This window comes from Streptomyces sp. NPDC005266 (assembly GCF_040607655.1).
Classification (GTDB): Bacteria; Actinomycetota; Actinomycetes; order Streptomycetales; family Streptomycetaceae; genus Streptomyces.
This window is the reverse complement of record NZ_JBEXHC010000005.1, coordinates 81,107-106,212: the sequence shown is the minus strand read 5'-3', so window position 1 is coordinate 106,212 and position 25,106 is coordinate 81,107. Positions and strand designations below refer to the sequence as shown.

26 protein-coding genes and 1 pseudogene are annotated in these 25,106 nt (G+C 70.5%); 19 read left to right on the top strand and 8 right to left on the bottom strand.

Annotated elements, in window-relative coordinates; genetic code table 11:
* The first annotated feature begins 5 nt into the window (after positions 1 to 5).
* The 8 genes from sufC (at position 6) to dapD (ending at position 5,176) form a co-directional block, all read left to right on the top strand.
* Complete coding sequence (gene sufC / locus ABZU99_RS11715; RefSeq protein WP_355939708.1) at positions 6 to 773, top strand: Fe-S cluster assembly ATPase SufC; 768 nt, start codon at positions 6 to 8, stop codon at positions 771 to 773.
* A 54-nt stretch (positions 774 to 827) separates the two neighbouring features.
* Entirely contained in the window at positions 828 to 2,084 is a 1,257-nt protein-coding gene (locus ABZU99_RS11710; protein ID WP_355939711.1) for a cysteine desulfurase, read from the top strand.
* Positions 2,085 to 2,093: 9 nt separating this feature from the next.
* Positions 2,094 to 2,558 (top strand): Fe-S cluster assembly sulfur transfer protein SufU, encoded by a 465-nt coding sequence (sufU, locus tag ABZU99_RS11705; RefSeq protein ID WP_355939714.1) that lies wholly within the window; start codon positions 2,094 to 2,096, stop codon positions 2,556 to 2,558.
* Positions 2,555 to 2,893 (top strand): metal-sulfur cluster assembly factor, encoded by a 339-nt coding sequence (locus ABZU99_RS11700; protein ID WP_355939717.1) that lies wholly within the window; start codon positions 2,555 to 2,557, stop codon positions 2,891 to 2,893. Before sufU ends, ABZU99_RS11700 begins: the two co-directional genes overlap by 4 nt.
* A 140-nt stretch (positions 2,894 to 3,033) precedes the next feature.
* Complete coding sequence (locus ABZU99_RS11695; RefSeq protein WP_356047389.1) at positions 3,034 to 3,354, top strand: multidrug efflux SMR transporter; 321 nt, start codon at positions 3,034 to 3,036, stop codon at positions 3,352 to 3,354.
* Entirely contained in the window at positions 3,354 to 3,893 is a 540-nt protein-coding gene (locus ABZU99_RS11690; protein ID WP_356047391.1) for a TetR family transcriptional regulator, read from the top strand. The genes ABZU99_RS11695 and ABZU99_RS11690 overlap by 1 nt, the downstream gene beginning before the upstream one ends.
* A 91-nt stretch (positions 3,894 to 3,984) precedes the next feature.
* The gene (locus tag ABZU99_RS11685) at positions 3,985 to 4,167 is read left to right on the top strand and encodes a hypothetical protein (RefSeq protein WP_356047392.1); all 183 of its coding nucleotides are present in this window, start codon (positions 3,985 to 3,987) and stop codon (positions 4,165 to 4,167) included.
* Between the two features lie 10 nt (positions 4,168 to 4,177).
* Positions 4,178 to 5,176 (top strand): 2,3,4,5-tetrahydropyridine-2,6-dicarboxylate N-succinyltransferase, encoded by a 999-nt coding sequence (gene dapD / locus ABZU99_RS11680; RefSeq protein WP_355939729.1) that lies wholly within the window; start codon positions 4,178 to 4,180, stop codon positions 5,174 to 5,176.
* A 179-nt stretch (positions 5,177 to 5,355) separates the two neighbouring features.
* Here dapD and ABZU99_RS11675 read toward each other — a convergent pair whose 3' ends face one another.
* Positions 5,356 to 5,670, bottom strand: a complete 315-nt coding sequence (locus ABZU99_RS11675; RefSeq protein WP_356047395.1) for a hypothetical protein — start codon at positions 5,668 to 5,670, stop codon at positions 5,356 to 5,358.
* 171 nt (positions 5,671 to 5,841) lie between these two features.
* Positions 5,842 to 7,671 carry an endonuclease/exonuclease/phosphatase family protein gene (locus ABZU99_RS11670; RefSeq protein ID WP_356047396.1) on the bottom strand — a complete coding sequence of 610 codons (1,830 nt, stop codon included), beginning with the start codon at positions 7,669 to 7,671 and terminating at the stop codon, positions 5,842 to 5,844.
* Positions 7,672 to 8,040: 369 nt separating this feature from the next.
* Here ABZU99_RS11670 and ABZU99_RS11665 point away from each other — a divergent pair, with 369 nt between their 5' ends.
* The 3 genes from ABZU99_RS11665 (at position 8,041) to ABZU99_RS11655 (ending at position 12,413) form a co-directional block, all read left to right on the top strand.
* Positions 8,041 to 9,552 carry a hypothetical protein gene (locus ABZU99_RS11665; RefSeq protein WP_356047398.1) on the top strand — a complete coding sequence of 504 codons (1,512 nt, stop codon included), beginning with the start codon at positions 8,041 to 8,043 and terminating at the stop codon, positions 9,550 to 9,552.
* A 336-nt stretch (positions 9,553 to 9,888) separates the two neighbouring features.
* Entirely contained in the window at positions 9,889 to 11,340 is a 1,452-nt protein-coding gene (locus tag ABZU99_RS11660; protein ID WP_355939740.1) for an alkaline phosphatase PhoX, read from the top strand.
* 47 nt (positions 11,341 to 11,387) lie between these two features.
* On the top strand, positions 11,388 to 12,413 hold the full coding sequence (locus tag ABZU99_RS11655) for an MsnO8 family LLM class oxidoreductase (RefSeq protein ID WP_356047400.1): 1,026 nt from the start codon (positions 11,388 to 11,390) through the stop codon (positions 12,411 to 12,413).
* Positions 12,414 to 12,849: 436 nt separating this feature from the next.
* Here ABZU99_RS11655 and ABZU99_RS11650 read toward each other — a convergent pair whose 3' ends face one another.
* A complete protein-coding gene (locus tag ABZU99_RS11650) occupies positions 12,850 to 14,055 on the bottom strand; it encodes a TerD family protein (protein WP_355939871.1) in 1,206 nt (401 codons plus the stop codon).
* A gap of 129 nt (positions 14,056 to 14,184) precedes the next feature.
* Here ABZU99_RS11650 and ABZU99_RS11645 point away from each other — a divergent pair, with 129 nt between their 5' ends.
* Both ABZU99_RS11645 and ABZU99_RS11640 read left to right on the top strand, forming a co-directional pair.
* On the top strand, positions 14,185 to 15,027 hold the full coding sequence (locus tag ABZU99_RS11645; RefSeq protein ID WP_356047401.1) for a YwqG family protein: 843 nt from the start codon (positions 14,185 to 14,187) through the stop codon (positions 15,025 to 15,027).
* A 63-nt stretch (positions 15,028 to 15,090) separates the two neighbouring features.
* A complete protein-coding gene (locus ABZU99_RS11640; protein ID WP_356047402.1) occupies positions 15,091 to 15,930 on the top strand; it encodes an alpha/beta hydrolase in 840 nt (279 codons plus the stop codon).
* On the opposite strand, the gene ABZU99_RS11635 is transcribed toward ABZU99_RS11640, so the two are convergent.
* On the bottom strand, positions 15,848 to 16,858 hold the full coding sequence (locus ABZU99_RS11635; protein WP_355939752.1) for a DMT family transporter: 1,011 nt from the start codon (positions 16,856 to 16,858) through the stop codon (positions 15,848 to 15,850). The genes ABZU99_RS11640 and ABZU99_RS11635 overlap by 83 nt on opposite strands.
* 107 nt (positions 16,859 to 16,965) lie before the next feature.
* Between ABZU99_RS11635 and ABZU99_RS11630 the strand changes: the two genes are divergently transcribed.
* Positions 16,966 to 17,553: a TetR/AcrR family transcriptional regulator gene (locus tag ABZU99_RS11630; protein WP_355939755.1), complete on the top strand. Its 588-nt coding sequence runs from the start codon at positions 16,966 to 16,968 to the stop codon at positions 17,551 to 17,553.
* 173 nt (positions 17,554 to 17,726) lie between these two features.
* Here ABZU99_RS11630 and ABZU99_RS11625 read toward each other — a convergent pair.
* Positions 17,727 to 17,846, bottom strand: a pseudogene (locus tag ABZU99_RS11625) (DNA-binding response regulator); the annotation flags it as partial.
* Positions 17,847 to 17,893: 47 nt separating this feature from the next.
* Between ABZU99_RS11625 and ABZU99_RS11620 the strand changes: the two are divergent.
* The 4 genes from ABZU99_RS11620 (at position 17,894) to ABZU99_RS11605 (ending at position 20,382) form a co-directional block, all read left to right on the top strand.
* Positions 17,894 to 18,685, top strand: coding sequence for an ATP-binding cassette domain-containing protein (locus ABZU99_RS11620; RefSeq protein ID WP_356047489.1), 792 nt, complete (start codon positions 17,894 to 17,896; stop codon positions 18,683 to 18,685).
* On the top strand, positions 18,682 to 19,506 hold the full coding sequence (locus ABZU99_RS11615) for an ABC transporter permease (RefSeq protein ID WP_355939768.1): 825 nt from the start codon (positions 18,682 to 18,684) through the stop codon (positions 19,504 to 19,506). Before ABZU99_RS11620 ends, ABZU99_RS11615 begins: the two co-directional genes overlap by 4 nt.
* A 61-nt stretch (positions 19,507 to 19,567) precedes the next feature.
* Positions 19,568 to 19,963 carry a hypothetical protein gene (locus tag ABZU99_RS11610; RefSeq protein WP_355939771.1) on the top strand — a complete coding sequence of 132 codons (396 nt, stop codon included), beginning with the start codon at positions 19,568 to 19,570 and terminating at the stop codon, positions 19,961 to 19,963.
* Positions 19,964 to 20,070: 107 nt separating this feature from the next.
* Positions 20,071 to 20,382, top strand: coding sequence for a DUF397 domain-containing protein (locus tag ABZU99_RS11605; RefSeq protein WP_355939774.1), 312 nt, complete (start codon positions 20,071 to 20,073; stop codon positions 20,380 to 20,382).
* Positions 20,383 to 20,586: 204 nt separating this feature from the next.
* On the opposite strand, the gene ABZU99_RS11600 is transcribed toward ABZU99_RS11605, so the two are convergent.
* Together ABZU99_RS11600 and ABZU99_RS11595 are read right to left on the bottom strand one after the other, a co-directional pair.
* Positions 20,587 to 21,822: a glycosyltransferase gene (locus ABZU99_RS11600; protein WP_355939777.1), complete on the bottom strand. Its 1,236-nt coding sequence runs from the start codon at positions 21,820 to 21,822 to the stop codon at positions 20,587 to 20,589.
* Between the two features lie 510 nt (positions 21,823 to 22,332).
* The gene (locus tag ABZU99_RS11595) at positions 22,333 to 23,142 is read right to left on the bottom strand and encodes an NAD(P)-dependent oxidoreductase (protein WP_356047405.1); all 810 of its coding nucleotides are present in this window, start codon (positions 23,140 to 23,142) and stop codon (positions 22,333 to 22,335) included.
* A gap of 462 nt (positions 23,143 to 23,604) precedes the next feature.
* On the opposite strand from ABZU99_RS11595, the gene ABZU99_RS11590 reads away from it, so the two are divergent.
* On the top strand, positions 23,605 to 24,393 hold the full coding sequence (locus tag ABZU99_RS11590) for a polysaccharide deacetylase family protein (protein ID WP_355939783.1): 789 nt from the start codon (positions 23,605 to 23,607) through the stop codon (positions 24,391 to 24,393).
* Positions 24,394 to 24,436: 43 nt separating this feature from the next.
* Here ABZU99_RS11590 and ABZU99_RS11585 read toward each other — a convergent pair whose 3' ends face one another.
* Positions 24,437 to 25,012, bottom strand: a complete 576-nt coding sequence (locus tag ABZU99_RS11585) for a TetR family transcriptional regulator (protein ID WP_356047407.1) — start codon at positions 25,010 to 25,012, stop codon at positions 24,437 to 24,439.
* Positions 25,013 to 25,106 lie beyond the last annotated feature (94 nt).

The following is a 25,106-nucleotide window of genomic DNA, read 5'->3' as shown; positions in this document are numbered from 1 at the left end:
CACCCATGGCAACGCTTGAGATCCACGACCTGCACGTCTCCGTCGAGGCCGAGGGCGGCCCCCGCGAGATTCTGCGCGGCGTCGACCTGACCGTGAAGCAGGGCGAGACGCACGCCATCATGGGCCCCAACGGCTCCGGCAAGTCCACCCTGGCCTACTCGCTCGCCGGCCACCCGAAGTACACCATCACCGGCGGCACCGTCACCCTCGACGGTGAGAACGTGCTGGAGATGTCCGTCGACGAGCGCGCCCGCGCCGGCGTCTTCCTCGCCATGCAGTACCCGGTCGAGGTCCCCGGCGTCTCCGTCTCCAACTTCCTGCGCACCTCCGCGACCGCCATCCGTGGCGAGGCCCCGAAGCTGCGCACCTGGGTGAAGGAGGTCAAGGAGGCCATGGAGCGCCTTCAGATCGACCCGTCCTTCGCCGAGCGCAACGTCAACGAGGGCTTCTCCGGCGGTGAGAAGAAGCGCCACGAGATCCTTCAGCTGGAGCTGCTGAAGCCGGCCATCGCGATCCTCGACGAGACCGACTCCGGTCTGGACGTCGACGCGCTGCGCGTGGTCTCCGAGGGCGTCAACCGGGTCCGGGAGTCCGGCCAGGTCGGCACCCTGCTGATCACGCACTACACCCGCATCCTGCGCTACATCAAGCCCGACCACGTGCACGTCTTCGCGGCGGGCCGGATCGCCGAGTCCGGCGGCCCGGAGCTGGCCAATAAGCTCGAGGAAGAGGGCTACGAGCAGTATGTGAAGGGCGGCGCGACGGGTGAGTGATGACATCGGCGGCACCGGCCGCCCATACGGCGTAACGAACGGAGGCACAGGGACATGACACAGCTGCCGGGCCTCCTCGACACCGAGGCGATCCGTAAGGACTTCCCCATCCTGGACCGCGTCGTCCACGACGGGCAGAGGCTCGTCTACCTGGACAACGCGGCGACGTCCCAGAAGCCGCGCCAGGTCCTGGACGCGCTGAACACGTACTACGAGCGTTACAACGCCAATGTGCACCGTGGCGTCCATGTGCTCGCCGAGGAGGCCACGGCGCTGTACGAGGGCGCCCGCGACAAGGTCGCCGCCTTCATCAACGCTCCCAGCCGCGACGAGGTGATCTTCACCAAGAACGCCTCGGAGTCGCTGAACCTCGTCGCCAACATGCTCGGCTGGGCCGATGAGCCCTACCGGGTGGACAGCGACACCGAGATCGTCATCACCGAGATGGAGCACCACTCCAACATCGTTCCGTGGCAGCTGCTCGCGCAGCGCACCGGCGCGAAGCTGAAGTGGTTCGGCCTCACCGAGGACGGCCGTCTCGACCTGTCCGAGATAGAGCAGGTCATCACCGAGAAGACCAAGGTCGTCTCGTTCGTCCTGATCTCCAACATCCTGGGCACGGTCAACCCGGTCGAGGCGATCGTCCGGCGCGCCCAGGAGGTCGGCGCCCTCGTCGTCATCGACGCCTCCCAGGCCGCCCCGCACATGGAGCTGGACGTCCAGGCGCTCCAGGCCGACTTCGTGGCCTTCACCGGCCACAAGATGTGCGGCCCGACCGGCATCGGCGTGCTGTGGGGCCGCCAGGAGCTGCTGGAGGACCTGCCTCCGTTCCTCGGCGGTGGCGAGATGATCGAGACCGTCTCGATGCACTCCTCGACCTACGCCCCGGCGCCGCACAAGTTCGAGGCGGGTACGCCCCCGATCGCCCAGGCCGTCGGCCTCGGCGCGGCCGTGGACTACCTCACCTCGATCGGCATGGACAACATCGCCCGCCATGAGCACGCCCTGACCCACTACGCGGTCGGCAGGCTTCTGGAGGTCCCCGGCCTGCGCATCATCGGCCCCACCACGGCTGAGGAGCGCGGCGCCACGATCTCCTTCACGCTCGGCGACATCCACCCCCACGATGTGGGCCAGGTCCTGGACGAGCAGGGCATCGCGGTCCGGGTCGGCCACCACTGCGCCCGCCCCGTCTGCCTGCGCTACGGAATTCCTGCGACCACGCGAGCGTCGTTCTATCTGTACTCCACTCCGGCCGAGGTCGACGCCTTGGTGGAGGGCCTGGAGCACGTACGGAACTTCTTCGGGTAGGGGCTGCGCGTGAAGCTGGATTCGATGTACCAGGACGTCATCCTGGACCACTACAAAAACCCCCACGGACGGGGACTGAGGGACGGCGACGCCGAGGTACACCACGTCAACCCGACGTGCGGTGACGAGATCACGCTCCGTGTGCGGCTTGACGGCGAGACGATCGAGGACGTGAGCTACGAGGGCCAGGGCTGTTCCATCAGCCAGGCCAGCGCGTCCGTGCTCAACGAATTGCTGGTGGGCAAGGAGCTGAGCGAGGCTCGCAGGATCCAGGCGACGTTTCTGGAACTGATGCAGTCCAAGGGCCAGGCAGAGCCGGACGACGCCATGGAGGAGGTGCTGGAGGACGCGATCGCGTTCGCCGGCGTCTCCAAGTACCCCGCCCGTGTGAAATGTGCTCTGCTGAGCTGGATGGCGTGGAAGGATGCCACGGCTCAGGCACTGGGCGAGACCGCCGGAGGAAAGACCGCATGAGTGACAACGTGCAGACGACCACCAAGCCCGCCAGCGAGGAAGAGGTCCGCGAGGCCCTGTATGACGTCGTCGACCCCGAGCTGGGCATCGACGTCGTCAACCTCGGTCTGATCTACGGCATCCACGTCGATGACGGCAACATCGCCACCATCGACATGACGCTCACCTCGGCGGCCTGCCCGCTGACCGACGTCATCGAGGACCAGGCGAAGTCCGCGACCGACGGCATCGTCAACGAGCTCCGGATCAACTGGGTCTGGATGCCGCCGTGGGGCCCGGACAAGATCACCGACGAGGGTCGCGAGCAGCTCCGCGCGCTCGGGTTCAACGTCTGAGATCTCCCGATGTCTCCGCCTCTCCAGGCAGTGAACGGCCCCCGCGCACCCGCGCGGGGGTCCTTTCGCGTCTGGGGCTGTCTTCATGCGTACGGCCTCTATGTGTACGACCGTACGCATCGTTGTGTACGCTCGTACGCATGGGATATGTGATGCTCTCCGGGGCCATCCTGGCCGAGATCCTCGCGACCACCTCGATGAAGTACAGCGACGGCTTCACCAGGCTCTGGCCCTCGGTGGGCACGACAGTCGGCTATCTCATCGCCTTTATGCTGCTCGCGCTGACGCTCAAGACGGTGTCGATGGGCACCGCGTACGCCATATGGGCCGGGGCCGGGACCGCCGTCATCGCCGCGATCGGCATGGTCTTCTTCGGGGAGGCGGTGACCGCCGCGAAGGTGATCGGGGTGCTGCTGGTGATCGCCGGGGTGGTCGTGCTGAATCTCGGCGGGGCGCACTGATGGGGCGGCGCTACGATCCCGGGCGGCGGCAGCGGATCATCGATGCGGCGATCACGGTGGTGGGGGAGCGAGGTATCGAGGGGCTGAGCCATCGGTCCGTGGCCGCTGTGGCGGATGTGCCGCTGGGCTCGACGACGTATCACTTCGCCACGCTCGACGACCTGTTGGTGGCCGCGCTCGGGCAGGTCAGCGCCGAGTGCCTGGCCGACATGGAGCGCTGGGAGCGGGAGGCCGATCCCGAGGTGCCGCTCGCGGAGGAGCTGGCGCGGGTGATAGAGGAGTGGCTGGTGGGGGACCGGACGCGGCTGGAGCTGGAGTACGAGCTGTATCTCGCCGCCCTGCGCCGGGAGGCGGTGCGGCCCATCGCCGCCGCGTATCTCGATGACGTGGCCGCGGTGTTGGCCAGGCGCACCGGGGATCTCGGGGTCGCGCGGGCGCTGGGGGCGTTGATCGACGGGCTGATGCTGCAGATTCTGCTCACCGGGCGGCCGTTCGACCGTGAGGAGGCGCGGGTCGCGTTGGCGAGGGTGACCGGCTGACGGGGCGTCGTGAACCCGTTCGCGGCGTGCGGGGAACAGGGGGTGACACATCGATCCCCGCACCACCTGACGCACCGGATACGGAGCCCCTGTGACCGACCCCGATCCACCGCCGCGCCGCGTCCCGGACCATGCGCCGCACGATGACGCGGCGATCATCGCCCAGTCGCTGGAGCAGCCCGAGGTCTTCGCGCGCCTCTACGACCGGTACGCGCCGGACCCGCTGAGCCCGGTCGCTGAGACCGGTTCGCCTCCCGGGCCCGCCTCCGGTTAGCGTTCTGACCATGACCGATGCAGCAGCCACTACCCGCACCACCGCCACCGGCGCCGTCGCCGCCGGTCTGGCCACGCTCACCGAGGACGGCACCGTTCTCGACACCTGGTTCCCGGCCCCCGAGCTGACCGATGAGCCGGGTCCGGCCGGGACCGAGCGGCTCGACGCCGAGCGCACCGCAAGCCTGCTGGGCGACGCCGCCCTCAAGGCCCTCGGCCCCGACCCGCGCCGTGGGGTCGAGATCGTGGCCGTGCGCACCGTCATCGGCTCGCTCGACGACAAGCCCCTCGACGCGCATGACGTCTACCTCCGGCTGCACCTGCTCAGCCACCGGCTGGTCAAGCCGCACGGCTTGAGCCTGGACGGCCAGTTCGGCCTGCTCGCCAATGTCGCCTGGACCTCGCTCGGTCCGGTCGCCCCCGACCAGGTGGAGCGCGCCCGGCTGGCTGCCCGCGCCGAGGGGCTCCAGCTGTCGGTGACCAGTGTCGACAAGTTCCCGCGGATGACCGACTACGTGGTCCCGGCCGGGGTCCGCATCGGTGACGCCGACCGGGTACGGCTCGGCGCGCACCTCGCCGCCGGCACCACCGTCATGCATGAGGGCTTCGTCAACTTCAACGCCGGAACGCTGGGCACCTCCATGGTCGAGGGCCGGATCAGCGCGGGCGTCGTGGTCGGCGACGGCTCCGACATCGGCGGCGGCGCGTCGATCATGGGCACCCTGTCGGGCGGCGGCAAGCAGATCGTCTCCATCGGCGAGCGCTGCCTGCTCGGCGCCGAGGCCGGTCTCGGCATCTCGCTCGGCGACGACTGCATCGTGGAGGCGGGCCTGTACGTGACCGCGGGCACCCGGATCACGCTGCCCGACGGCAAGATCATCAAGGCGTTGGAGCTGTCCGGCGCCAACAACCTCCTCTTCCGCCGCAACTCCATCACCGGCGCGGTCGAGGCACTGCCGCGCACGGGCTCCTGGGGCGGGCTGAACGCGGCGCTGCACAGCAACGACTGATCGTTTCAGGGTGTTCCGGTCGGCTGGGCCGTCATCTGTTCGTGGTGTCGGCCCAGCGGGTCGTCGTGGCGGAGCGGGTGGCGTGAGTGCGTCACCGGCGCGGTCGAGGCGCTGCCGCGCACGGGCTCGTGGGGCGGGCTGAACGCGGCGCTGCACAGCAACGACTGATCGTCTCGGGCTCAGCTCACAACGGACGGCCCGGTCGTCGCCCCCTTCCAGGCGGCGACCAGGCCGTCCGTCACTTCCGCGTCCGCCGCGAGCAGCGGCGGACGGACCGGTCCCGCGGGCAGCCCTCCGGGATGTAGTAGCGCCCGGCCTGGGGGGTTCTGACCGGGGGAGAGGTGGGCTCGCTGCTCGGCGCGGTCGACCGCCGAGGGGCGGGCGTCGCTGTGCGGCGAATGGAAGAGCATGAGCGCCGCAAGGCCCAGGGCCAGGGCGAGCGCCCCGCCGAGGGCCGCCAACGGGCCGGTCCACCGTCGTCCGCGTGCCGCCATGTGCCCCCCTGATGCCGATGCTCCGGAGCGCCGGACGCCGTACGCGACCGGGCTCCGGACACCCTCATCAGGGGCCGCACCCTCATCAGGGGCCGCACCCTCATCAGGGGCGCACCTTCATCAGGGGCGCACCCGGATCACGGGCGCACCTTCATCAGGGGCGCACCCGGATCATGGGCGCACCCGCACCACCTGCGGGTCGTGGTCGCTTGACTGGTCGGAGAACTCGGCGTTGATGTGGACGATGTCGTAGTCGGGTCGGCGCAGGGCGCGGCTGGTGAGGATGTGGTCCAGCACCTGCGAGTTGCCGTTGTAGACATACCCGTAGCGTTCGGCGCGCGGCTCCCGGGTGACCAGGTCGGTCAGCACCCCGCCCTTGGTGAGGTCGGCCAGCGCGGGCGAGAACTGGTAGTCGTTGAGATCGCCCGCGACGACGACCGCGGCCTTCGGGTCGGTGGCCAGGAGCTGCTTGACGAAGGTGTTCACCGCCGTGGCCTGGCCGGTGCGCTGGGTCTCCGAGGAGCGGGCCGGGGGCTGGAAGCGGCTGTCGAGGCTCTGGTCGCCGCCCTTGGAGTTGAAGTGGTTGGCGACCACGAAGACCGGACGGCCACGGAAGGAGAACTGCCCGACCAGCGGCTTGCGGCTGTCCTTCCAGACGCCGTTCGCAGGGTCGATACGACCGGGGGAGGCCGACAGGCCGGCCTTGCCGCCCTTCGCCTCGACCGTCACCGGCGTGGTGGAGTCGCCGCCCGGGATGTCGGTGAAGGAGACCCGCTCGGGGTTGTAGAGGAAGGCGACCCGGATGTTGCCGCCCGGCTGTCCGCCGTCCTGGTCGTCCACCGGATCGATCTGGCGCCACTCGTACGAGGGACCTCCGGCCGCCGCGATGGCGTCGGTGAGCTTCTTGAGCGTGGCGCCGGCGCTCACGACCGCGTCATTGGTCGCGCCGTTGTCGTCCTGGACCTCCTCCAGCGCGACGATGTCGGGCGAGGCGAGGTTGTTCACCAGGCCCGAGGCGAGCCGGTCGAACTTCGACTGGGCGGTCTTGGGGGAGAGGTTCTCCACGTTGTAGGTGGCGATGGAGAGTTCGTCGGACCGCTGCTTGCGCGTCCGCTCCCGCTCCAGGCCGTGGTCGGCGAGATCGCCGAGCGCGGTGGCCGCGAGCGTGTAGCCGCCGAAGTTGTCGTAGTCCAGCGGGCCTTCGGTGGTGCCGGTCAGCTCGTCGCCGACGTCCGCGACGGGGAAGGGGCGCTGGGCGTACGGGAGGAGGGAGACGACCTTCACCCGCCCCGCGTTCGGGTCGCGGTAGGTGTCGTAGAGGGCGCCGCCGCGCGCGGTGCGCTTGTGGCGGGGCTCGGCGGTGACCCACAGCTCCTTGTACGGGGTGGTCGCGCCGACCACGGGCGCGTCCGTGACCGAGACCCGCATGCCCTCCAGGGACTCGTACCGGTCGAGCGCGTACGAGCGGGGGTGCAGCGTCAGCCCCTCGATGGAGCCGCCTCCGGCGTCCGGCGCGTAGCGATCGGGGACGGTGGAGGGGTTGAGCCTGAAGGTGGCGGGCAGCCCGTTGCCGGAGGACTGGACCGTCCAGGTCGCCTTGGAGATCTCGGTCAGCGACTGCAGACCGGCGCCGGCGCCGCCCGGGTAGTACTCGGACACCGTCCCGGAGACCAGGACCGAGTCCCCGACGGTCACCGAGGGCGTGGTGGAACCGGTGAAGACGAAGACCGCCTCGCTGGTGGCCGGGTCCCGGTCGGGCTTGGCGTCCTGGATCCAGAAGCCGCGCGACGAGCCGAAGGCACGTATCGCCGTGACCGTGCCGGGGACGTCTGTCACCTGCTTTCCGGCCAACGGGGATATTCGGGTGCTGCCCTGGATGTCGTGGATGCGGATCTCGGCGGCGGCAGCCGAGGACGACGGCGCGACGAGCAGCCCGGCCGCGAGGGCCGAGGCGGCGACGGCGGTGACGGCGACGGGTCCGCGCAGGGCGCGAGGGGACATGGTGGTGGCCTCCGGAAAGGAGTGAACAGAGGGAAAGTGGGCCTCTACGCGCGTCAATCTCTTGCTTTGCCACGGCAGTTGTCAAGGGCGGAACCATGTATGCCACGGGTCGGACGGATGAACGGGGAACCCCTGAACGATCTGGCCTCCCGGGCCGACCTGGCCGTCCATGGCCGAATTCACCGGTTGGCGCTCCGTGGGGCCACATCGGGACGAAAGTGCCGCCGTGTTCCGTCTACGCTGGGGGGCGTCTTACGGATCAGCCCCCGCGAGCCCGGCCCGCATGGTCCGCGAGACGCACCCTTGGCCGGGCCCTGCGTACGCAGCCGTGCCCGCGCTGTCCGCACCTCCGAGGAGATGACCCCGCCCATGCCCGAAGACCGCCCCACCATGCCGCCCGTGCGGCTGCGCACCGACGCGGAACTCGCGCGGGACGCGCTCGCCGCGCCGCTCCTCGCCCGCGCGGTGCGGCTCGCCCGCTGGGTCGAGCCGGGAAAGCCGGTGGGGTCGGGCGGGGTGCTGCCGGCGGACGATCTGCGGGCGGCGGTCGAGCTGCTGGGGCTCGCGGAGGACGAGGACGGGCCGGAGTACACGGCACAGGCGTGGCAGCTGGCCGTCGACACGGGGCTGGTCGAGATCGAGGAGCCCGAGGGAACCGAGGTCTCCGACGCATCCGGGTCGGGCGGGGAGGACGAGCACGACAACGAGCCGTCCGCCCGCGCGGTCAGCGGGGAGGAGCTCGCCCTGATCACCAAGGGAAGCCCCCAGGACATCCTGGACATCTGGCTCGACGGATTCGCGACGGTGCTCGCCGACGCCGCCGCGCCCGACCTCGGCGACATCGTGGACCGGATCAGCGAGGGCGGTGAGCTCGACCTCGACGCGATCGACTGGAACCCGGAGGAAGAGGCCGAGTTCCTCGACGGGGTGCTGGGCAATCTGTATCTGCTGACCGCCCTGGACGAGGAGGCGGCCGTCGGCTCCGTGCCGCTGCCCGCGCTCGTCGCCTCCATGATCATCCCGGATGACATGGAGGAGCCCACCGACGACATCCTGGAGGAGGTCTCCGAGGCGATGGTGCGGCTGGACGACCAGTTCCGGCTGCTCGCGCCGACCGGTCTCATCGACTACCAGCCGGTGGACGAGGCGCTCATCGAGGAGGTCGACGGCGAGGGCCGGATCAACGGCCCCGAGGCCGCCCGGCCGATCGACGACGAGGAGGACGTCACCCGCTACGGCATGGTCCGGCTCACCCCGCTCGGCGTCTACGCCGTACGGTCCCGCATGGTCGAGGCGGGTATCGACGCCCCGGCCGTCGGCGATCTGGCCGACCGGGGCGCCGACGTCCTGCTGGACGCCTTGCCCGGCCACCCCGAGCCCGCCGCGCACGCCGAGGCCGAACAGTGGCTCGCGCGCCGTACGCCCGAGGAGGCCGCCCGCGAACTGCTGGCCGCGGCGCGCGGGGACGACGAGGACGCGCCGCTGCGCCGCCTCACCTGTCAGCAGACGCTCTCCCTGGTCGGCGGGGCGGCCGAGCCCGCCCTGCGCGAGGTGCTGGACGACCGGTACCTGGGCGGGCTCGCCCGGGTCTGGCTGGCCGAACACGGGGTGGCGGGCATCCCGGAGCCCTCGGAGGAGATGGTCTTCTGGCTCACCGTGGACACGCTCGCGGCACAGCTCGCCAGCGAGGGCGACTCCGAGGAACTGCGGGATCTGGTGCGGGGGCTGGTCGACCAGACCGGGAGCTTCTTCGACTCGGCCTGGCGGGTGGACCACCCGGCGACCGCGGAGGTCCTGGAGGCGATGGGCCGGCTGCACCCGGACAAGAAGGCGGCGAAGGAGGCCCGCAAGGCGGCCTTCAAGGCCCGCTCACGGGCCTGACGCCGTGAGCCCGGAACCTCGCCGGGGTTCCGCCCCTGCCCCGCTCCTGGGGCGCCGGGAGACCGATCGAGCCCGGCCGGGCAGGATCCAGCCCGTCCGGCGTTCGAGGACACGGCCGAGGGGCGTCCGGGGCCCGGGGCGGAGCCCCGACTGAGGAGCGGGGGCAGGGGGCGGAGCCCCGGCACGGCAAGCCCGATGACGTCAGGCGCGCCCGACGGTCGTGGGCGGACGGCCCATTGGCCCGTCGATGTCGCGTCTCGTTCAACTGCTGTTCGGCCGGGGACGCGAATCTGTGCCCGCAGTCCGGAGGACCGTCCCCGCCGCTCAGGAGATGACATGCCGCTCACCCGAAGAGACTTCGCCAAGCGTTCCGCGTACACCGGGGCCGGGGTGGCCGGGGTCGCCCTGGTCGGCAGCGCCGGTGTGCTCGCCACCGCGCCCGGCGCGCTCGCCGCCGGTGAGACCGGCCAGACCGACGTCGCCGGCCAGGGCGGTGCGCGGCTCGGCTACGGCCCGCTCGTCGCCGACCCGAAGGGCGTCCTGGCCCTGCCCGAGGGGTTCAGCTACAAGATCATCACCCGTACCGGTGAGACGACGCTGGAGTCGGGCGAGTCCACCCCGTCCAACCACGACGGCACCGCCACCTTCGAGGGCACGCGCGGCACGACGCTCCTGGTCAACAACCACGAGCTGAAGGGCCCCCGCTCCGACTGGCCGCATCCGGTGCCGCTGACCGAGGGCCTGGTCTACGACCCGGCGGCCTCCGGCGGTTGCACCGTGGTCGAGGTCTCCAAGCACGGCGACCACGTCAGCGAGTGGGTCGGCATCGCGGGCACCTCCACCAACTGCGCGGGCGGCCGCACCCCCTGGGGCACCTGGCTGACCTGCGAGGAGACCGAGGACAAGGCCGGCCAGCACGGCATGACCAAGGACCACGGCTACGTCTTCGAGGTCGACCCGCACGACCGCAAGGCCAACCGGAATCCGAAGCCCATCAAGGCCCTGGGCCGGTACGCCCACGAGGCCGTCGTGGTCGACCCCAAACGCGGCCACCTCTACCTCACCGAGGACGCCTCCGGCCCGAACGGCCTCTTCTACCGCTGGGTTCCGCCGCACGGCTTCGAGCACGGGCGCGGCAAGCTGGGCACGCTGGCCGACGACGCGGGTGTGCTCCAGGCGCCCAAGTGCTACGACTCCGGCGGCAACTTCGTCGACGACCTCTCCCGCGCCACCAGGACCGGCACGGTCTACGGCGTGGACTGGGAGACGGTGCCGGACCGCGACGCCACATCGGTGCCGGTGCGCAAGCAGTTCGCCGCCGGCCAGATCACCCGGGCCCGTAAGCTCGAGGGCATGTGGTGGGCGGACGGCGGCGCGTACATCGTCTCCTCGTTCGCCCGTGAGGAGAGCCCGGTCCAGCACGACGGCCAGGTCTGGTTCTACGACCCCAAGCGGCGCACCCTCACCCTGAAGGTGCTGTTCGGCGTGAACCCCGACCCGTCGAAGGACGGCGCCTTCGACGGCCCGGACAACATCACCGTCTCGCCGTACGGCGGTCTGGTCATCGCCGAGGACGGCGAGGGCATCCAGCACCTCTTCGGGGCGACCGACGACGGCCGGACGTACCCGATCGCGCGCAACGAGCTGAACATGGGCACCGCGGACCAGCCGGAGTTCAGCGAGTTCACCGGCGTCGTCTTCTCGCCCGACGGGAAGACCCTCTTCGCCAACATCCAGGAGCCGGGCATCATGCTCGCGATCACCGGCCCCTGGCGCCGCCAGCGCTGACGAAGCCGGGCCGGGAATCCTCCCGGCCCGGCTTTGTTGAGGTGAGGGTGACCTCACGCCCGCGCACCACCCGCTTCTCGGTCCTGGACCGCTCCCGCACCCGCCAGGGCCGGGAGGGGTCACAGGCGCTGCGTGACACCGTATGGTTCGCCCAGCAGGCCGAGGCCCTCGGCTACCACCGGTTCTGGGTCTCCGAGCACCACAGCGTGCCCGGAGTGGCCGGTTCGGCGCCCACGGTGCTCGCCGCCGCCGTGGCCGCCGCCACCGTACGCATCCGGGTGGGCACGGGCGGCGTGATGCTGCCGAACCACCGTCCGCTGGTGGTGGCCGAGCAGTTCGGGGTGCTCGAATCCCTCTTCCCGGGCCGGATCGACATGGGCCTCGGCCGCTCGGTCGGCTTCACCGACGGCATCCGGCGCGCGCTCGGCGCCGACAAGGACGCCGCCCAGGACTTCGGCGCCCAACTGGCCGAGCTGCTCGGCTGGTTCACCGGCGAGCAACGCGCCCACCCTCAGGTCCACGCCCACCCGGCGGAGGGCCTGCGGCCCCCCGCCTTCGTCCTCGCCACGGGCGCGGGCGCCGACGTCGCGGCAGCCGCCGGGCTGTCCCTCGTGATCGGCGATCTCCGCGGCCGGGACCAGATGCTGCGCGCGATCGAGCGCTACCGGGCGGGCTTCCGCCCTTCGGCCTGGTCGTCGGCCCCGTACGTCGCCGTCTCCGGAAACGTGGCAGTCGCCGGGACGACGGAGGAAGCCCGGCGACTCCTCATCCCCGAAGCCTGGGCGATGGCCCACTCCCGCACCCACGGCGCCTTCCCGCCGCTCGGCCCGGCGGAGGAGATCGAGGCCCGCGCGATGACCGAGAAGGAGCGCGGCTTCTACGAGCGCGGCCTGCGGGGCCAGTTGCACGGCACGGAGGACGAGGTCGCCGCCGCGCTCGACTCCCTGATCGAGCGCAGCGGCGCCGATGAAGTGCTGGTCACCACGAGTACGTACGACCGCGATGCCCTGCTGGACTCCTACCGGCGGCTGGCCCGGGTGGCCGGGCTGTCGGGGGTGCCCGCGGTCATGTGATCGGCGCGTCCGTCCCGGCCTGGCTGACCCGGATGACGGCAGTCTCGATGCCGAAGTCCGTGCTTCGCGGTTCATCATCCGACTGTGCGGCCCACCGGGCCCGGGGGCGGTTCCGGACGCGGAAGAGCCTTGTGCCGCGCTGACTTCCGCACGGCTCAGCGCCCCGTGCCGGACCTCGTGCTCGGCGGTCAGCTCCGCGAGATGGTCCCGCTCGCTCTGCCGCTGCGCGGCTGCCGACGAGACATCGGCAGCCGCCTGCCGCTCCATTGCGGTCAACGGACCGTCGGTGTGGCTTCCTGTCGCCTGGGGCTCGACCTCAGCGGTCACGGTGAAGTCAAGTGCTGATCCTTCTCGGCGTCCAAGCCCTCGGCCAGGCCGAACGGCGAGGGATCAGCGGCGAACTTCACCGCATCCGCTCAGCGGGACGGCTGAGGGCTCAGAGGGCCTTTCCGCCCGGCTTGACCATGCCTCGCACCGTGCGCGAGTCCACGTACTCGCCCAGGGCCGTCATCTCCCACTCACCCGAGAACTGCTTGATCAGTTTCGCCATCATGACGCCCGTGCGCGGCTCGGCGTGGGTGATGTCGAAGCGGACCAGCTCCTCGCCCGTCCCGGCGTCGACCAGGCGGCAGTAGGCCTTGGCCACGTCGGTGAACTTCTGGCCGGAGAAGGAGTTGACGGTGAAGACCAGGCCGGTGACCTCGGGCGGGAGGCCGCCGAGGTGGACGGTGATGGTCTCGTCGTCGCCACCGCCCTCGCCGGTGAGGTTGTCGCCGGAGTGCTGGATGGTGCCGTTGAGGATGGCGAGCTTGCCGAAGAAGCAGGCGTCGATCTTCTTGCGGTCGACGCTGTAGGCGATCACGGACGCGTCGAGGTCGATGTCGGCGCCCCGGAAGGCGGGCTCCCAGCCGAGGCCCATCTTGACGGAGGTGAGCAGCGGGCGGCCGCCCTTGACCAGGGAGACCGTCTGGTTCTTCTGGAGGCTGACCCGGCCCTTGTCGAGGTTGATCTTGCCGGTGGAGGGGGCCGGCGCGGCGGCCGGAGGAGCGGGCGGCGGGGCGGCCGGCATCGGCGGCGGGGGCTGGAAACCGGCGGGCGGGCCGCTCGGCGGGGGCGGCGTCTGGGTGGCGTGCGCGGCCGGCGCGGCGGGCTCCTCGACCGAGACGCCGAAGTCGGTGGCGATGCCCGCCAGCCCGTTCGCATACCCCTGCCCGACCGCGCGGACCTTCCATACCCCATTGCGCCGGTAGACCTCCACGACCACCAGCGCGGTCTCCGGGCCGAGCCGGGGCGGGGTGAAGGTCGCGATCACGGCACCGTCATCCGCGCCGCGCACGGTGGCGGTCGGCTCCGTGCCCGCGAAGGTCGCACCGGGCGTGTCCAGACTCGCTGTCACCACGATCTTGTCGATCTCGGCGGGGACGGCGGCGGTGTCGACGGTGATCGTGTCACCCGCGCCTCCGGCCCCGGCGCGGTGGGTCACCCCGGGCGCGGTGGGCTGGTTGTAGAAGACGAAGTCGTCATCCGAGCGGACTTTGCCGTCGGCGGTGAGCAGCAGGCCCGATACGTCGAGCCGCACGGGCGCGGTGACGTCGACCGCCACGCGCGTGACGGAGAGGGGGATGTTCGAGCCGGGAGTCATTGCGGTCATGCCCGGGGTAACGAACGGCCCCGCTTTACGGTTCCTTGACCCACTCCTTGCCTGCCGCGGTCGTCACCACCACGGTGGTCCCTGCCGCCGTTGTCAGTGGCGCCCGCCATCATGGCGCGCATGACGATCGCCACGCCCGCCCCTGACGCGCTGCGCACCCTGGCCCACGCCCATCTGCCCGCCGACCTCGCCGACCGCTGGGCCGGTCTGCTGCGCCCGGCGGCCCACCTGCGGAGGGCCCACGCCGGCGATCCGGTCGTCGGCCGGCTCGGCGGGCTGCCCCGGCTGCCCGGGGGCACGGAGTGGCCGGTATGGGAGGGCCACGGACCGCTGGGCTTCGTGGCGGCGGTCGACTGCGCCGCGCTGCCCACCGGCGAACTCGACATACCGCTCCCCACGGACGGCTGGCTGGCCTTCTTCTACTACGGCGACGAGGACGACGACGCCCTGGTCGACACCGCCGACCCGGACACCTGGGCGGGTGCCCGCGTCATCCACCTGCCGCCCGAGTCCGCCGAGGCGCCCGAGCGGCCCGCGCCGGCCGGTCTCACCCCGTACCCGGCGGTGCCGCTGACCGTCCGGATGGAGCCGAGCGCCCCCGACTTCGCGTCGCTCGCGCTGAAGCAGGCCGCGTTCGGTCCGTCCGACCTCCCGGACGCGTTCGAGGGGGCACTTTGGGACCACCAGAGCGGCGCCGCGCATCAGATCGGCGGCCATGCGCAGTGCGTTCAGGACGCCGTGGAGATCGAGGTGGCCCACGGCGCGCTGGGCGGTGATGTGCCGTGGCGGGATCCGCGTATCGAGGAGGAGGCGCAGCGCTGGGTGCTGCTCGCGCAGTTCGACTCGGACGAGGACGCGGACATGATGTGGGGCGACGCGGGAGCCTTGTACTGGCTGATCCGCCCGGACGACCTTGCCGCGGGCCGCTTCGAGGCGGCCATGTTCACCTGGCAGTGCGGCTGACGTCCCTCACGCAGGTCAGAAACCCAGTTGCCCTGCCCGCACGCCGCTGACAGGGTCTCGGCCATGCCTACCTTCTCCGCGCACGACGGAACCAAGCTTGCCTACCACGTGTTCGGAGACGGCCCGCCGGTGGTCTGCCTGCCCGGTGGGCCGATGCAGGACTCGGCATACCTCGGGGACCTCGGCGGGCTGTCCGCGCACCGGCAGTTGATCATGCTGGATCTTCGGGGCACCGGTCAGTCGGCGATACCGGAGGAGGCCGGCTCCTACCGCTGCGACCGGCTCGTCGATGACGTGGACGCCCTGCGCGAGCATCTGGGCCTCGACCGCATGGACCTGCTCGCGCATTCCGCCGGCGCGAATCCGGCGGTGCTGTACGCGGGCCGCCATCCGGAGCGCGTCGGCAAGCTCGCGCTGATCACGCCGAGCGTCAGGGCCGTCGGTATCACGGTCACCGCAGACGTCCGGCTCGAGACGGCCCGGCTCCGCCGGGACGAGCCGTGGTTCCCGGCGGCGTTCGCGGCCCTGGAAGCGATTGTGCAGGGCAAGGCGACCGACGACAGCTGGCAGGCCATCGCCCCGTTCTCCTACGGTCGCTGGGACGAGGCGGCTCAGGCCCATCAGGCTGCCGGCGATGAGCAGAGGAACGACGAGGCCGCTGCTGTCTTCGGCGCCGACGGCGCCTTCGACCCGGACGCCACCCGCGCGGCACTCGCGCGGTTCGCCTCGCCGGTGCTCCTGCTCGCCGGGGAGGCCGATCTGAATTCTCCTCCTCCCGCGATGGCCGAGTTCTCCGGGCTGTTTCCCCACGCCGAGCTGGTCATTCAGCCCGGGGCCGGGCACGTCCCGTGGCTTGACGATGCCGACCGGTTCGTGGCGACGACCGCGGCGTTCCTGGGATAGGCCAGTCGATCTGCCCGTCCGGGGGCAGATCCTTCGCGGAGCCATCGGCCGGCTGAACAGGCCGGTCGGATCGGTGGGCGGCGGCCGTCACCCCGAGCACACAGACCGCCATGCCGACCAGGGCCACCGCCCCCGGCGCGTCGCCGAACATCGCGTACGCCCACACCACGGTGGTCGGCGGGGTCAGATAGATCAGCGCGCTGGTGCGGGTGACGCCGCTGCGCCGCAGGCTGAGCCAGTAGAAGCCGTAGCCCCCCACCGTGGACAACAGAACGGTCCAGGCCACCGCCGCCCAGAAGGCACCGCCCGTCGGAGGCGCGGCATGGCCGCCCACCACGGCGATCGCGGTGAACAGCAGGGCGCTGGTGACGCAGTGGAGGGGGACGGCGTCCACGGGCGCGAGCGGCGCCCGCGCCCGCCGTTCGAGGAAGCTCGCGCCCAGCAGCGCCGCCATGGCCGCGAACGGCAGCCCGTATGCCCACCCCGGTGCCGCGTCCGGCCCTGCCGACAGATCGTCCCGTACGACGAGCGCGACCCCGCCCAGCCCGATCGCGAGCCCGGCCCACTGGCGCGGGCTGACCGTCTCCCCGAGCAGCCGCCCGGCCAGCGCGCCCGCCGCGAGCGGCTGCAACGCGGCGATCAGCGCGGCGGTGCCGGACGGTACGCCGAGCCCGACGGCCCACACGATCCCGCCCAGGTAGCCGCCCTGCGAGAGCGCGCCGATCGCCGCCTGCTCGGCCATGGCGCGCGGGGACAGCCTGCGCCGTCGCAGCAGCAGCCAGGCGCCGTACAGGAGGACGGCGGCCACGAGGAAGCGCCACATCAGCAGGGTGTCCGCGGGGGCCTGCCGGGTGCCGAGCTCGGCCCCGATGAAGCCGGAGCTCCACATCACGACGAGCCCGATGGAGGTGACCGCACTGACAGGCATGGGATGTCCTCGTTCCGGTGGGCGATGGGTATACCGGTCTGTTTACTCTCCTGGGTACTAGACTAAACAGATCGGTTTACCCGTCAAGCCCGGGAGGCGATCGGGCCATGGAAACCCTCACGCCCGCGGCACGCCGCGTCCTCGACGCCGCCGCCGAGCTGTTCTACGGGCAGGGGATCAACGCGGTCGGCGTGGACCTGATCGCCAAGCGCGCCGGGGTCACCAAGAAGACGCTCTACGAGCGCTTCGGCTCGAAGGAAGCCCTGATCGCCGCGTATCTGCGCGAGCGCGACCAGCGGTGGCGGGCGTGGCTGACCGCCGAAGTCGACAAGTCGCCCCCGGCGGACCGCGTCCTGGCCACCTTCGACGCGCTCGCCGGGTGGATGCGCCGCGAGAACCCGCGCGGCTGCGGCTTCGTCAACGCCGCCGCCGAGCTGCCGGATGCCGGGCATCCGGCCCGGCAGGTGATCGCCGACCAGAAGCGCTGGCTGCGCGGCTACCTGCGGGAACTGTGCGAGGAGGCGGGCGTCGCGGAGCCGGATGAGCTGGCCGACGAGCTGCTCCTGCTGCACGAGGGCGCCACCGTGCTCTACGGCCTGTCGGCCGCCCCCGACCCGATCGCCGTCTCCCGCAGGCTGGCTCACAGTGCTCTGGAGCGGGCCGCCGAGGTCAGGGGTGGAAATCCGGGCCCATGAAGTCGAAGTCGGGTTTCCGGTCCAACCCCGGGTCGTCCCACTCCAGAGTGAAGGACGGACAGGAGCCGGTGCCCCCTGAGATAGGGGTCACCCCGGAGGACTACGGCACCCACCTCGACGTCGACTTCAGCGTGTTGGGGGACCGCAGGTCCCAGCGGCATGACCCCCATACTTCAGCGAGACAAGGTGACGAGCCCCATCTCATAGGCGGTGATGACGAGCTGGACCCGGTCCCGGGCGCCCAGTTTGGTGAGCAGCCGTGACACGTGCGACTTGGCGGTGGCCACCGTGATGAAACACCGGATTCCTCGGCCCCAACGGAGCCGGCAAGTCCACCACCCTGCGGATGATCCTCGGCCTGGACGCGCCCACCACCGGCGCCGCCACCGTCAGCGGCGTCCCCTTCCACCGCCACCCGCGCGGACTGCGGCACGTCGGTGCCCTCCTCGACGCCGGACAGGTTCACGGCGGACGCAGCGCTGCGGCCCACCTGTCCGCTCTGGCCCGCAGCAACAGCATCCCGCGGCGCCGGGTGGGCGAGGTGCTTCATGAGGTGGGGCTGGCTGAGGTGGCAAACCGCCGCATCGGCGGATTCTCCCTCGGCATGAAGCAGCGCCTCGGCATCGCCACCGCCTTGCTCGGCGACCCGCCCGTGCTCATGTTCGACGAGCCGATCAACGGCATGGATCCGGAGGGTGTGCTCTGGGTACGCCGGCTCTTCCGGCGCCTGGCCGCCGAGGGGCGCACGGTCTTCCTCTCCAGCCACCTGATGTCGGAGATGGAGAACACCGCCGACCATCTGGTCGTCATCGGCCGGGGCCGCCTCATAGCCGCCGAGTCGGTACGGGACTTCGCGGCCCGCAGCACCCGTAGCAGCGTTGTGGTGGGGACACCGCAGGCCGCCGAGCTGGCAGCCGTGCTGACCGCGGCGGGCGCCTCGGTCGAGCCGGAGGGCTCGACCGGCGTAGAGAAACTCGCCGTGACCGGGCTCCCGGCCGACCGGATCGGGGCGCTCGCCTTCGACAACGGTATCCAGCTGAACGAGCTGACCACCCGCACCGCCTCACTGGAGGCGGCCTTCATGGAACTCACCGCCGACAGCACCGAATACCTGGCAGGACAGCCCCGATGACCACGCTCACCTCCGCCCCCCGGACCACCCCCGTCACCGCGCCGCCCGCCCGCTTCCGCGACCTGCTCGCCGCCGAGTGGATCAAGACACGGTCCCTGCGGTCCACACCGTGGACGATCGCACTCACCCTCCTGTTCGTCATCGGGTCCACCGCCGTGGCCACGCTGGCGGACAAAGCCGCGCCCTCCGGCCCCGCTGACTTCCGGCCCTACGACGCCTATCCGCCGGCCGGCTACTGGACGCTGATCCTCGTCGCCAGCAGCATGGGCGCCCTCACCGTCGTGAGCGAATACAGCAGCGGGCTGATCCGCACCACCACCGTGGCCGTCCCGGCCCGCGGCTCGATCGTGCTGGCCAAGGCAGCCGTCACCGCCGCACTGTGGACCGCGGTCGGCACGACCGCCTCCACCGGTTCCTTCCTGATCTCCCAGGCCATCCTGAACGGGCACCATGCCGACCTTCCGATCACCCACCCCGGGGTGCTCCGGGCGCTGGTGGCCTCCGCGCTGCTGGCGCCGGTCTGCGCCCTGGTCGGTCTGGGTCTCGGTGTTTTGCTCCGGCATACCGCCGGGACCATGGTCACCAGCATCTTCACCCTGATGATGCTGCCCCCCATGTTCTCGGAGAGCAGCCGCTGGTCGGCGGACATCAAACACGCGCTGGTGTCGGCCGCCTGGAACCGCCTGATCCAAACCTGGGGGCCGGAGCCCGGATCCCTGGGCTACACCGCCACAGTCTCTGGCTCCTGGCTCGTGTACACGCTCTGGCCGCTGATCACGGTCGCACTCGCCGTTCTCGTCGTGAGGCGCCGCGACGTGTGAGTGTGCCCCCAGGGGCGAAATCGCGGTAGCTCGTCGCAGCCTTGATGACGGACTCTCATAAATGACCACGACGCCGCGGCGGTCGACGAGGCGTGGCCCGCATCCGCTTCTGCGACTCGTGCGGGCCCGGCTGCCTAGGGGCGCCTCGGCGCGGCGCTGGTACTGCGACGACGTATGCCGGGCCCAGGCGTACCGGGACCGCAATCGCGCCGACCATGCCTTCGAGCTCGGGCTGATGCTCGGCGAGGCAGAGTGGATTGGCGACGAGGGCATGGTCCGGTTGCTGACCTGCCCTGAGTGCGGCCACATCACCTTCGCGGGAGCCACGCGGCGCAGCGACCTGATTTACTGCTCCCAGGCTGTCGATCACGAGCGTGGCGCCGACGCACAGCCCATCGCGCCAGGCAGCGAGCGTGACGGACACCCGTCACAAAATGCGCTCTACCAGCGCGTATGACGGCTCTACCTCAGGCTATGCCGAGCCTTCAGCGTCCAAGATCATCCCGTGGCGGCTTTTGGGCTCACCTTGGCTGGACCCGTCATTGAGAAGTTGCTGTGGGAGCTATGAGCAAGGGCATAGGCCAGTTGGTGTGGTTCACGAGCAGCTACAGCGGCGGCGAGGGCGGCGATTGCGTCGAGGTCGCCTTGGACTGGCGTAAGAGCAGCTACAGCGGCGCTGAAGGCGGCCAGTGTGTCGAGGTGGCCATGGACTGGTGTAAGAGCAGCTACAGCGGCGCCCAGGGCGGCGATTGCGTCGAAATCGCCGCCTGCCCCGACACCGTCCACGTACGGGACAGCAAGGACACCACCGGCCCGATCCTCACCTTCACGTCGGACGAGTGGGCCGCGTTCGTAGGGTTCGCCGCGAACGACTGAGCGCACGCCTCACCCAATAGTCCAGCCTGGCCCGCCCAACCCCGCCAGGCTGGACTGCGACGCGAAAGGCTCGGCACGTGAACAACACCGCCCTGCTCGTGATGGACGTGCAGCGGTTCACCGTGGGCCACGTTCAGGACGCCGGCTGCCATCCCGGAAGCCGGTGCTGTCCCGTCGGTGCCTGACTCGACGATTCCGCGTGGTTCACGCGGACACGGGCGGCCTTTCCTGGCTGACTGCGTCCAGTAGCAGTTTCGCGGCCACGCTCGCCCCGTCGGTGCGGATTGTGCCGGCCACGGCCCTCGCTCGTGCGCGGGTCTCGGGCGTCAGGGCCGTTGTCAGCGCGGCGGACAGGGAGTCGAAGGTCGGCGTCCGGCCGTCGTGAGCCGAGCCGATGCCCAGCTCGGCCACTCGGGCGGCCCAGTACGGCTGGTCCGCGATCTGGGGGACCACCACCTGAGGCGCGCCTGCCCGGGCCGCTGTCGTCGTGGTGCCCGCGCCGCCGTGGTGCACGACGGCGGCGACGCGGCGGAACAGTGCCTGCTGGTTGACCTCGCCGACGACGAAGCAGTCATCGACGTCGTCGATCGGGGCCAGGTCGGCCCAGCCGCGGGCAAGGAGTACACGGCGGCCATGCGCGCGGCTCGCTTCAATGGCCACCCGGGCGATGTCCTTCGGGGCGTGCGCGGCCATGCTTCCGAAGCCCACGTACACCGGTGGTGCGCTCGCGTCCAGGAACGCCTCCAGCCCTTCCGGGAGCGGACGGTCGTCGGGCAGGACCCACGCCCCGGTCTGCACGATGTCGAGGTCCGTCATGCCCTGCGACGGACACAGCGTCGCGTCTGCCGCCAGCCACGGCTGGTCGGTGAAGACGTAGTCGCGGACGTTGTCCACCGGTGGCAGGCCGATCGGCGCCCGATGGCTGTTGAGCGCCTCGCCGTACAGCGCGTTCACCCTCTGGGCGTCCTGCTCCCACAGCACCCGGTTGTCGGTCTCGTCCTGCGGGGATTGCTTGCCCGGCCGCACCCCAGGAGAGAAGTGCCGCGACGGCAGTCCGAAGATGTGGAAGCACGCGAACACGTAGCGAATGCCCAGTTTCTCGGCCACGTCCCGTGCGCCGGCCGGCATCAGGCCGGTTGCCAGCAGCGCGTCACATCCCTCGGCCGCCGCGGTGAGCGTGTCGAACCGCGCGGCGACCAGCTCGGGAGCGAGCCGGAACGCGTCTTCCGCCGTCGGCGGCTTCGTTCCGGCGACCACCGAGCGCACCGTCGGGCCGAGCGGCACCAGCGGCACGCCGACACGCGCCAGCAGCGCCGCGAACTCCTCGTCCGGCGGCGCGCACACCCGCACCTGCGCGCCGAGTTCCCGCAACCCCACCGCCAGTCCCGCCAGCGGTTCGACATCTCCGCGCGATCCCCACGTCGTCAACAACACGCGCACTTCGGGCTCCCTGTTCCGCAGGTTCTGGCTTTCGGCCGCCGATTCTGCGGTACAACCCGGGCCTTGCCGCAAGCCCCCCGGTGCGCTATAAGTTAAGAGTGGCAAGGAGTGGGATCTCCTTGCCTTTGCCTTTTGGTCCTCCGCTGTGGACGGACAGCCTTCCCGCGAAGCGGCGCCCGCCGCGTACGGCGGTACGTCGGGCAGGAGGATCTTCCCCGGCCGCGCGCCGTCCTGGAACTCCTGACGCAGTGACGCGAGCAGTGACGCGAGCAGTGACGCGAGCAGTGACGCGAGCCGCCTCCAGCAGGTGACCTTCCTCGGGAGCGGCGGGTTTGGTCGCCCTAACGCCCACGCCATGGCGTTCAGTGGCCCAAACCCACCGCAAAATCAAAATTCCGCCGACCCGGCCGCTGGTGGCGGCGCCGCGCCCCCACCCCCCGGCCCCAATGCTCAAAGCCACCTCGCCCCCGTCAACGGTGCCCATACGGTCATCAGCCGGCCCCTGAGGCGTCAGCGCCGCCACATCGGCGGATCGGTACAGAACCCGCCACCCAGGTACTCGTAGTCGGCGCTCCCCGGCTCCAACTCGCCCTGTTCGGCGATCAGCCTCGCCGCGTACGGCTCGGAGTCGTCCTGCGGCTCGTACCCGAGCGCGCGAGCGGATGAAAGGTCCCACCACAGGCGGGTGTTGGCCGAGCTGCCGTACACGACGCGGTACCCCACACCCTCTGCCGTAAGGGCGGCGTGCAGCAGTCGGGCGCCATCGGCAGGACTCAACCAGATGGACAGCATCCGCACCGACCTCGGCTCGGGGAAGCAGGAGCCGATACGGATGGCCACCGTCTCGATGCCGTGCTTGTCCCAGTAGTACGAGCCCAGGTCCTCGCCGAACGACTTCGACAGCCCATAGAACGTATCGGGGCGACGCGGAACGTCAATGGGGATCAGCGGATCGTCGCCGACGGGGCGCGGCGTGAAGCCCACGGCGTGGTTGCTGGAGGCGAGGACGATACGCCCGACCCCCGCCTCGCGCGCCGCCTCGTACAGGTTGTACGTGCCCTCGACATTGGCCCGCAGGATCTCCTCGAACGGGGCCTCCAGTGAGATGCCCGCGAGATGGATGATCGCGTCGACGCCCCGTACGGCCTCGCGCAGCGCGTCCTTGTCGGCCAGGTCCGCCGTGATCGCGTCCGGCTCGCCCTCGATGGGATCCATGTCGAGCAGACGCAACGCGTAGCCGTACCCGGGAAGAAGCTCACGCATCATCGTGCCCATGCCGCCGGCGGCGCCGGTGAGGAGGACGGTGCGGGGAGCGGGCATGGGCGGATCTCCTCCGTACGGGTTTTATTCATGTACGCGAATCACATTCCTGATCACGGTAAAGGACTGACGAAACGGACCGTCAAGGGTGCCTCTCCGTCGAGGGATCCGCCGCTCAGCTTCTGCGAGAGCCGCAGCGTCGGCTATGCGGGACTCGGTGCAGACCCCACCGAGTTGCCGCCCCGGACCCCGTCCCACCGGCCCCGCCCCCGGCACCCGCACCCAGGCACCCAGCTCACGGCTCCATGGCCCCCGGGCCGCGTCCGTCCGCCGTCACCTGACTATGCATCGGATGTATACGTGCCATGTATAGTGCTCGCGATGCCGTCAACTTTACGGATTTGTGCTTCTGTTGACGGCATAGAGACCAGTACAGCGTGCATGTGCTGCTATTTGCACGCTGTTTTACTTGTTCATGGCACGGGGGTGGACATGGGGAACAACGTGTCAACGGGGGTTTTCATGGGGCGAATAGGACGAATATCCGGGCTGCTGGCGGCCATATCTCTGACGCTCGGCCTCAGCGGCTGCGGCGCCCAGTACGACACCACCTCGCCCCGCAGCGCCAGAGAGCACGCGACGGCGGACGCGAAGCACGTGTCGCTGGACACATCGGAGGGCGGGGCGGGCGCCGGGACGGTTGACTGTGCCAAGGCCAAGTGCGTCGCCCTCACCTTCGACGCGGGCCCCAGCGAGAACACGCCCCGGCTGCTGGACATCCTGAAACGCGAGCACGTCCACGCGACCTTCTTCATGCTCGGCAAGAACCACATCGAGAAACACCCGGATCTGGTGCGCCGCATCGCGGACGAGGGTCATGAGCTCGCCAATCACACCTGGTCGCACAAGATTCTCACCAAGACCGACTCCGACGAGGTCCGCTCCCAGCTCTCCCGCGTCCAGGACGCCGTCGAGAAGCTCACCGGCCGCAAACCGCTGCTGATGCGGCCGCCGCAGGGGCGTACGGATGAGCGGGTCTCGAAGATCAGCAAAGAGCTGGGGCTCGCCCAGGTGCTGTGGAGTGTGACGGCGAAGGACTACCGGACGACGGACTCGGCGCTGATCAAGAAGCGAGTGCTGGAGCAGACGGACCGTGACGGGATCATCCTGCTGCACGACATCTATCGCGGGACGGTGCCGGCGGTGCCGGGGATTCTGGCCGAGCTGAAGAAGCGGGGCTACACGGTGGTGACGGTGTCGCGGCTGCTGGCCCCGGCCACGGCGGAGCCGGGCAAGGTCTACCGGCCCTGAGGGGGCTGGGTCGGGGTCGTGCGCGCCCCCGGCCGGGCCCCGTTCAGCCATCGGGAAGCGCTCGGGCCACCAACGCCTCGATCAACCCGTCCGCCGTGAACGGCGCCAACGCCTCCGGCAGCGTGAGCTGTTCGATGACCAGCCCGGTCATCGCGAGATAGAGCAGTACGACCGTCGTCTCGTCGCCCGGAAGCCCCGCGTCCAGATGGAAACGGATGTTGTCCGCCAGCGTCGCGCTCATGGTCTTGGTGAGCTCTGTCCGTACGCCCGGCCGCCGTGTCGCCTCCAAGCGCAGCTCCAGCAGGGCCAGATAGCCGCTGCGGTCCTGTGAGACGCGGTCCATCGTGCCCCGGAGCAGCTCGGCCTCCAGCGCCCGCGTCCGGGGCGCCTTCATGGTGCCGGCGAGTGCGCCGGGGTCGGGAGTCAGCCGCTCCATGACTCGAGGGGCGACCTGGGTGAGCAGGTCGTCCCGGTTGGCGAAGTAGTTCGATGTCGTGCCGGCGGGCACCCCTGCCTCGGTGTCCACCGCGCGGTAGGTCAGCCCTCGTGCGCCCTCCCGGGCCAGTACCTCGATGGCGGCGTCGATCAGGGCCGCGCGCCGGTCCGGATTGCGGGTCATCCGTCCTCCAGAAGAAAAGCCACTTGCAACCACTACGGTCAGAGTACTACGTTCCAAGTACTCCAATCGGAGTGATTACTCGAGAACACACGAG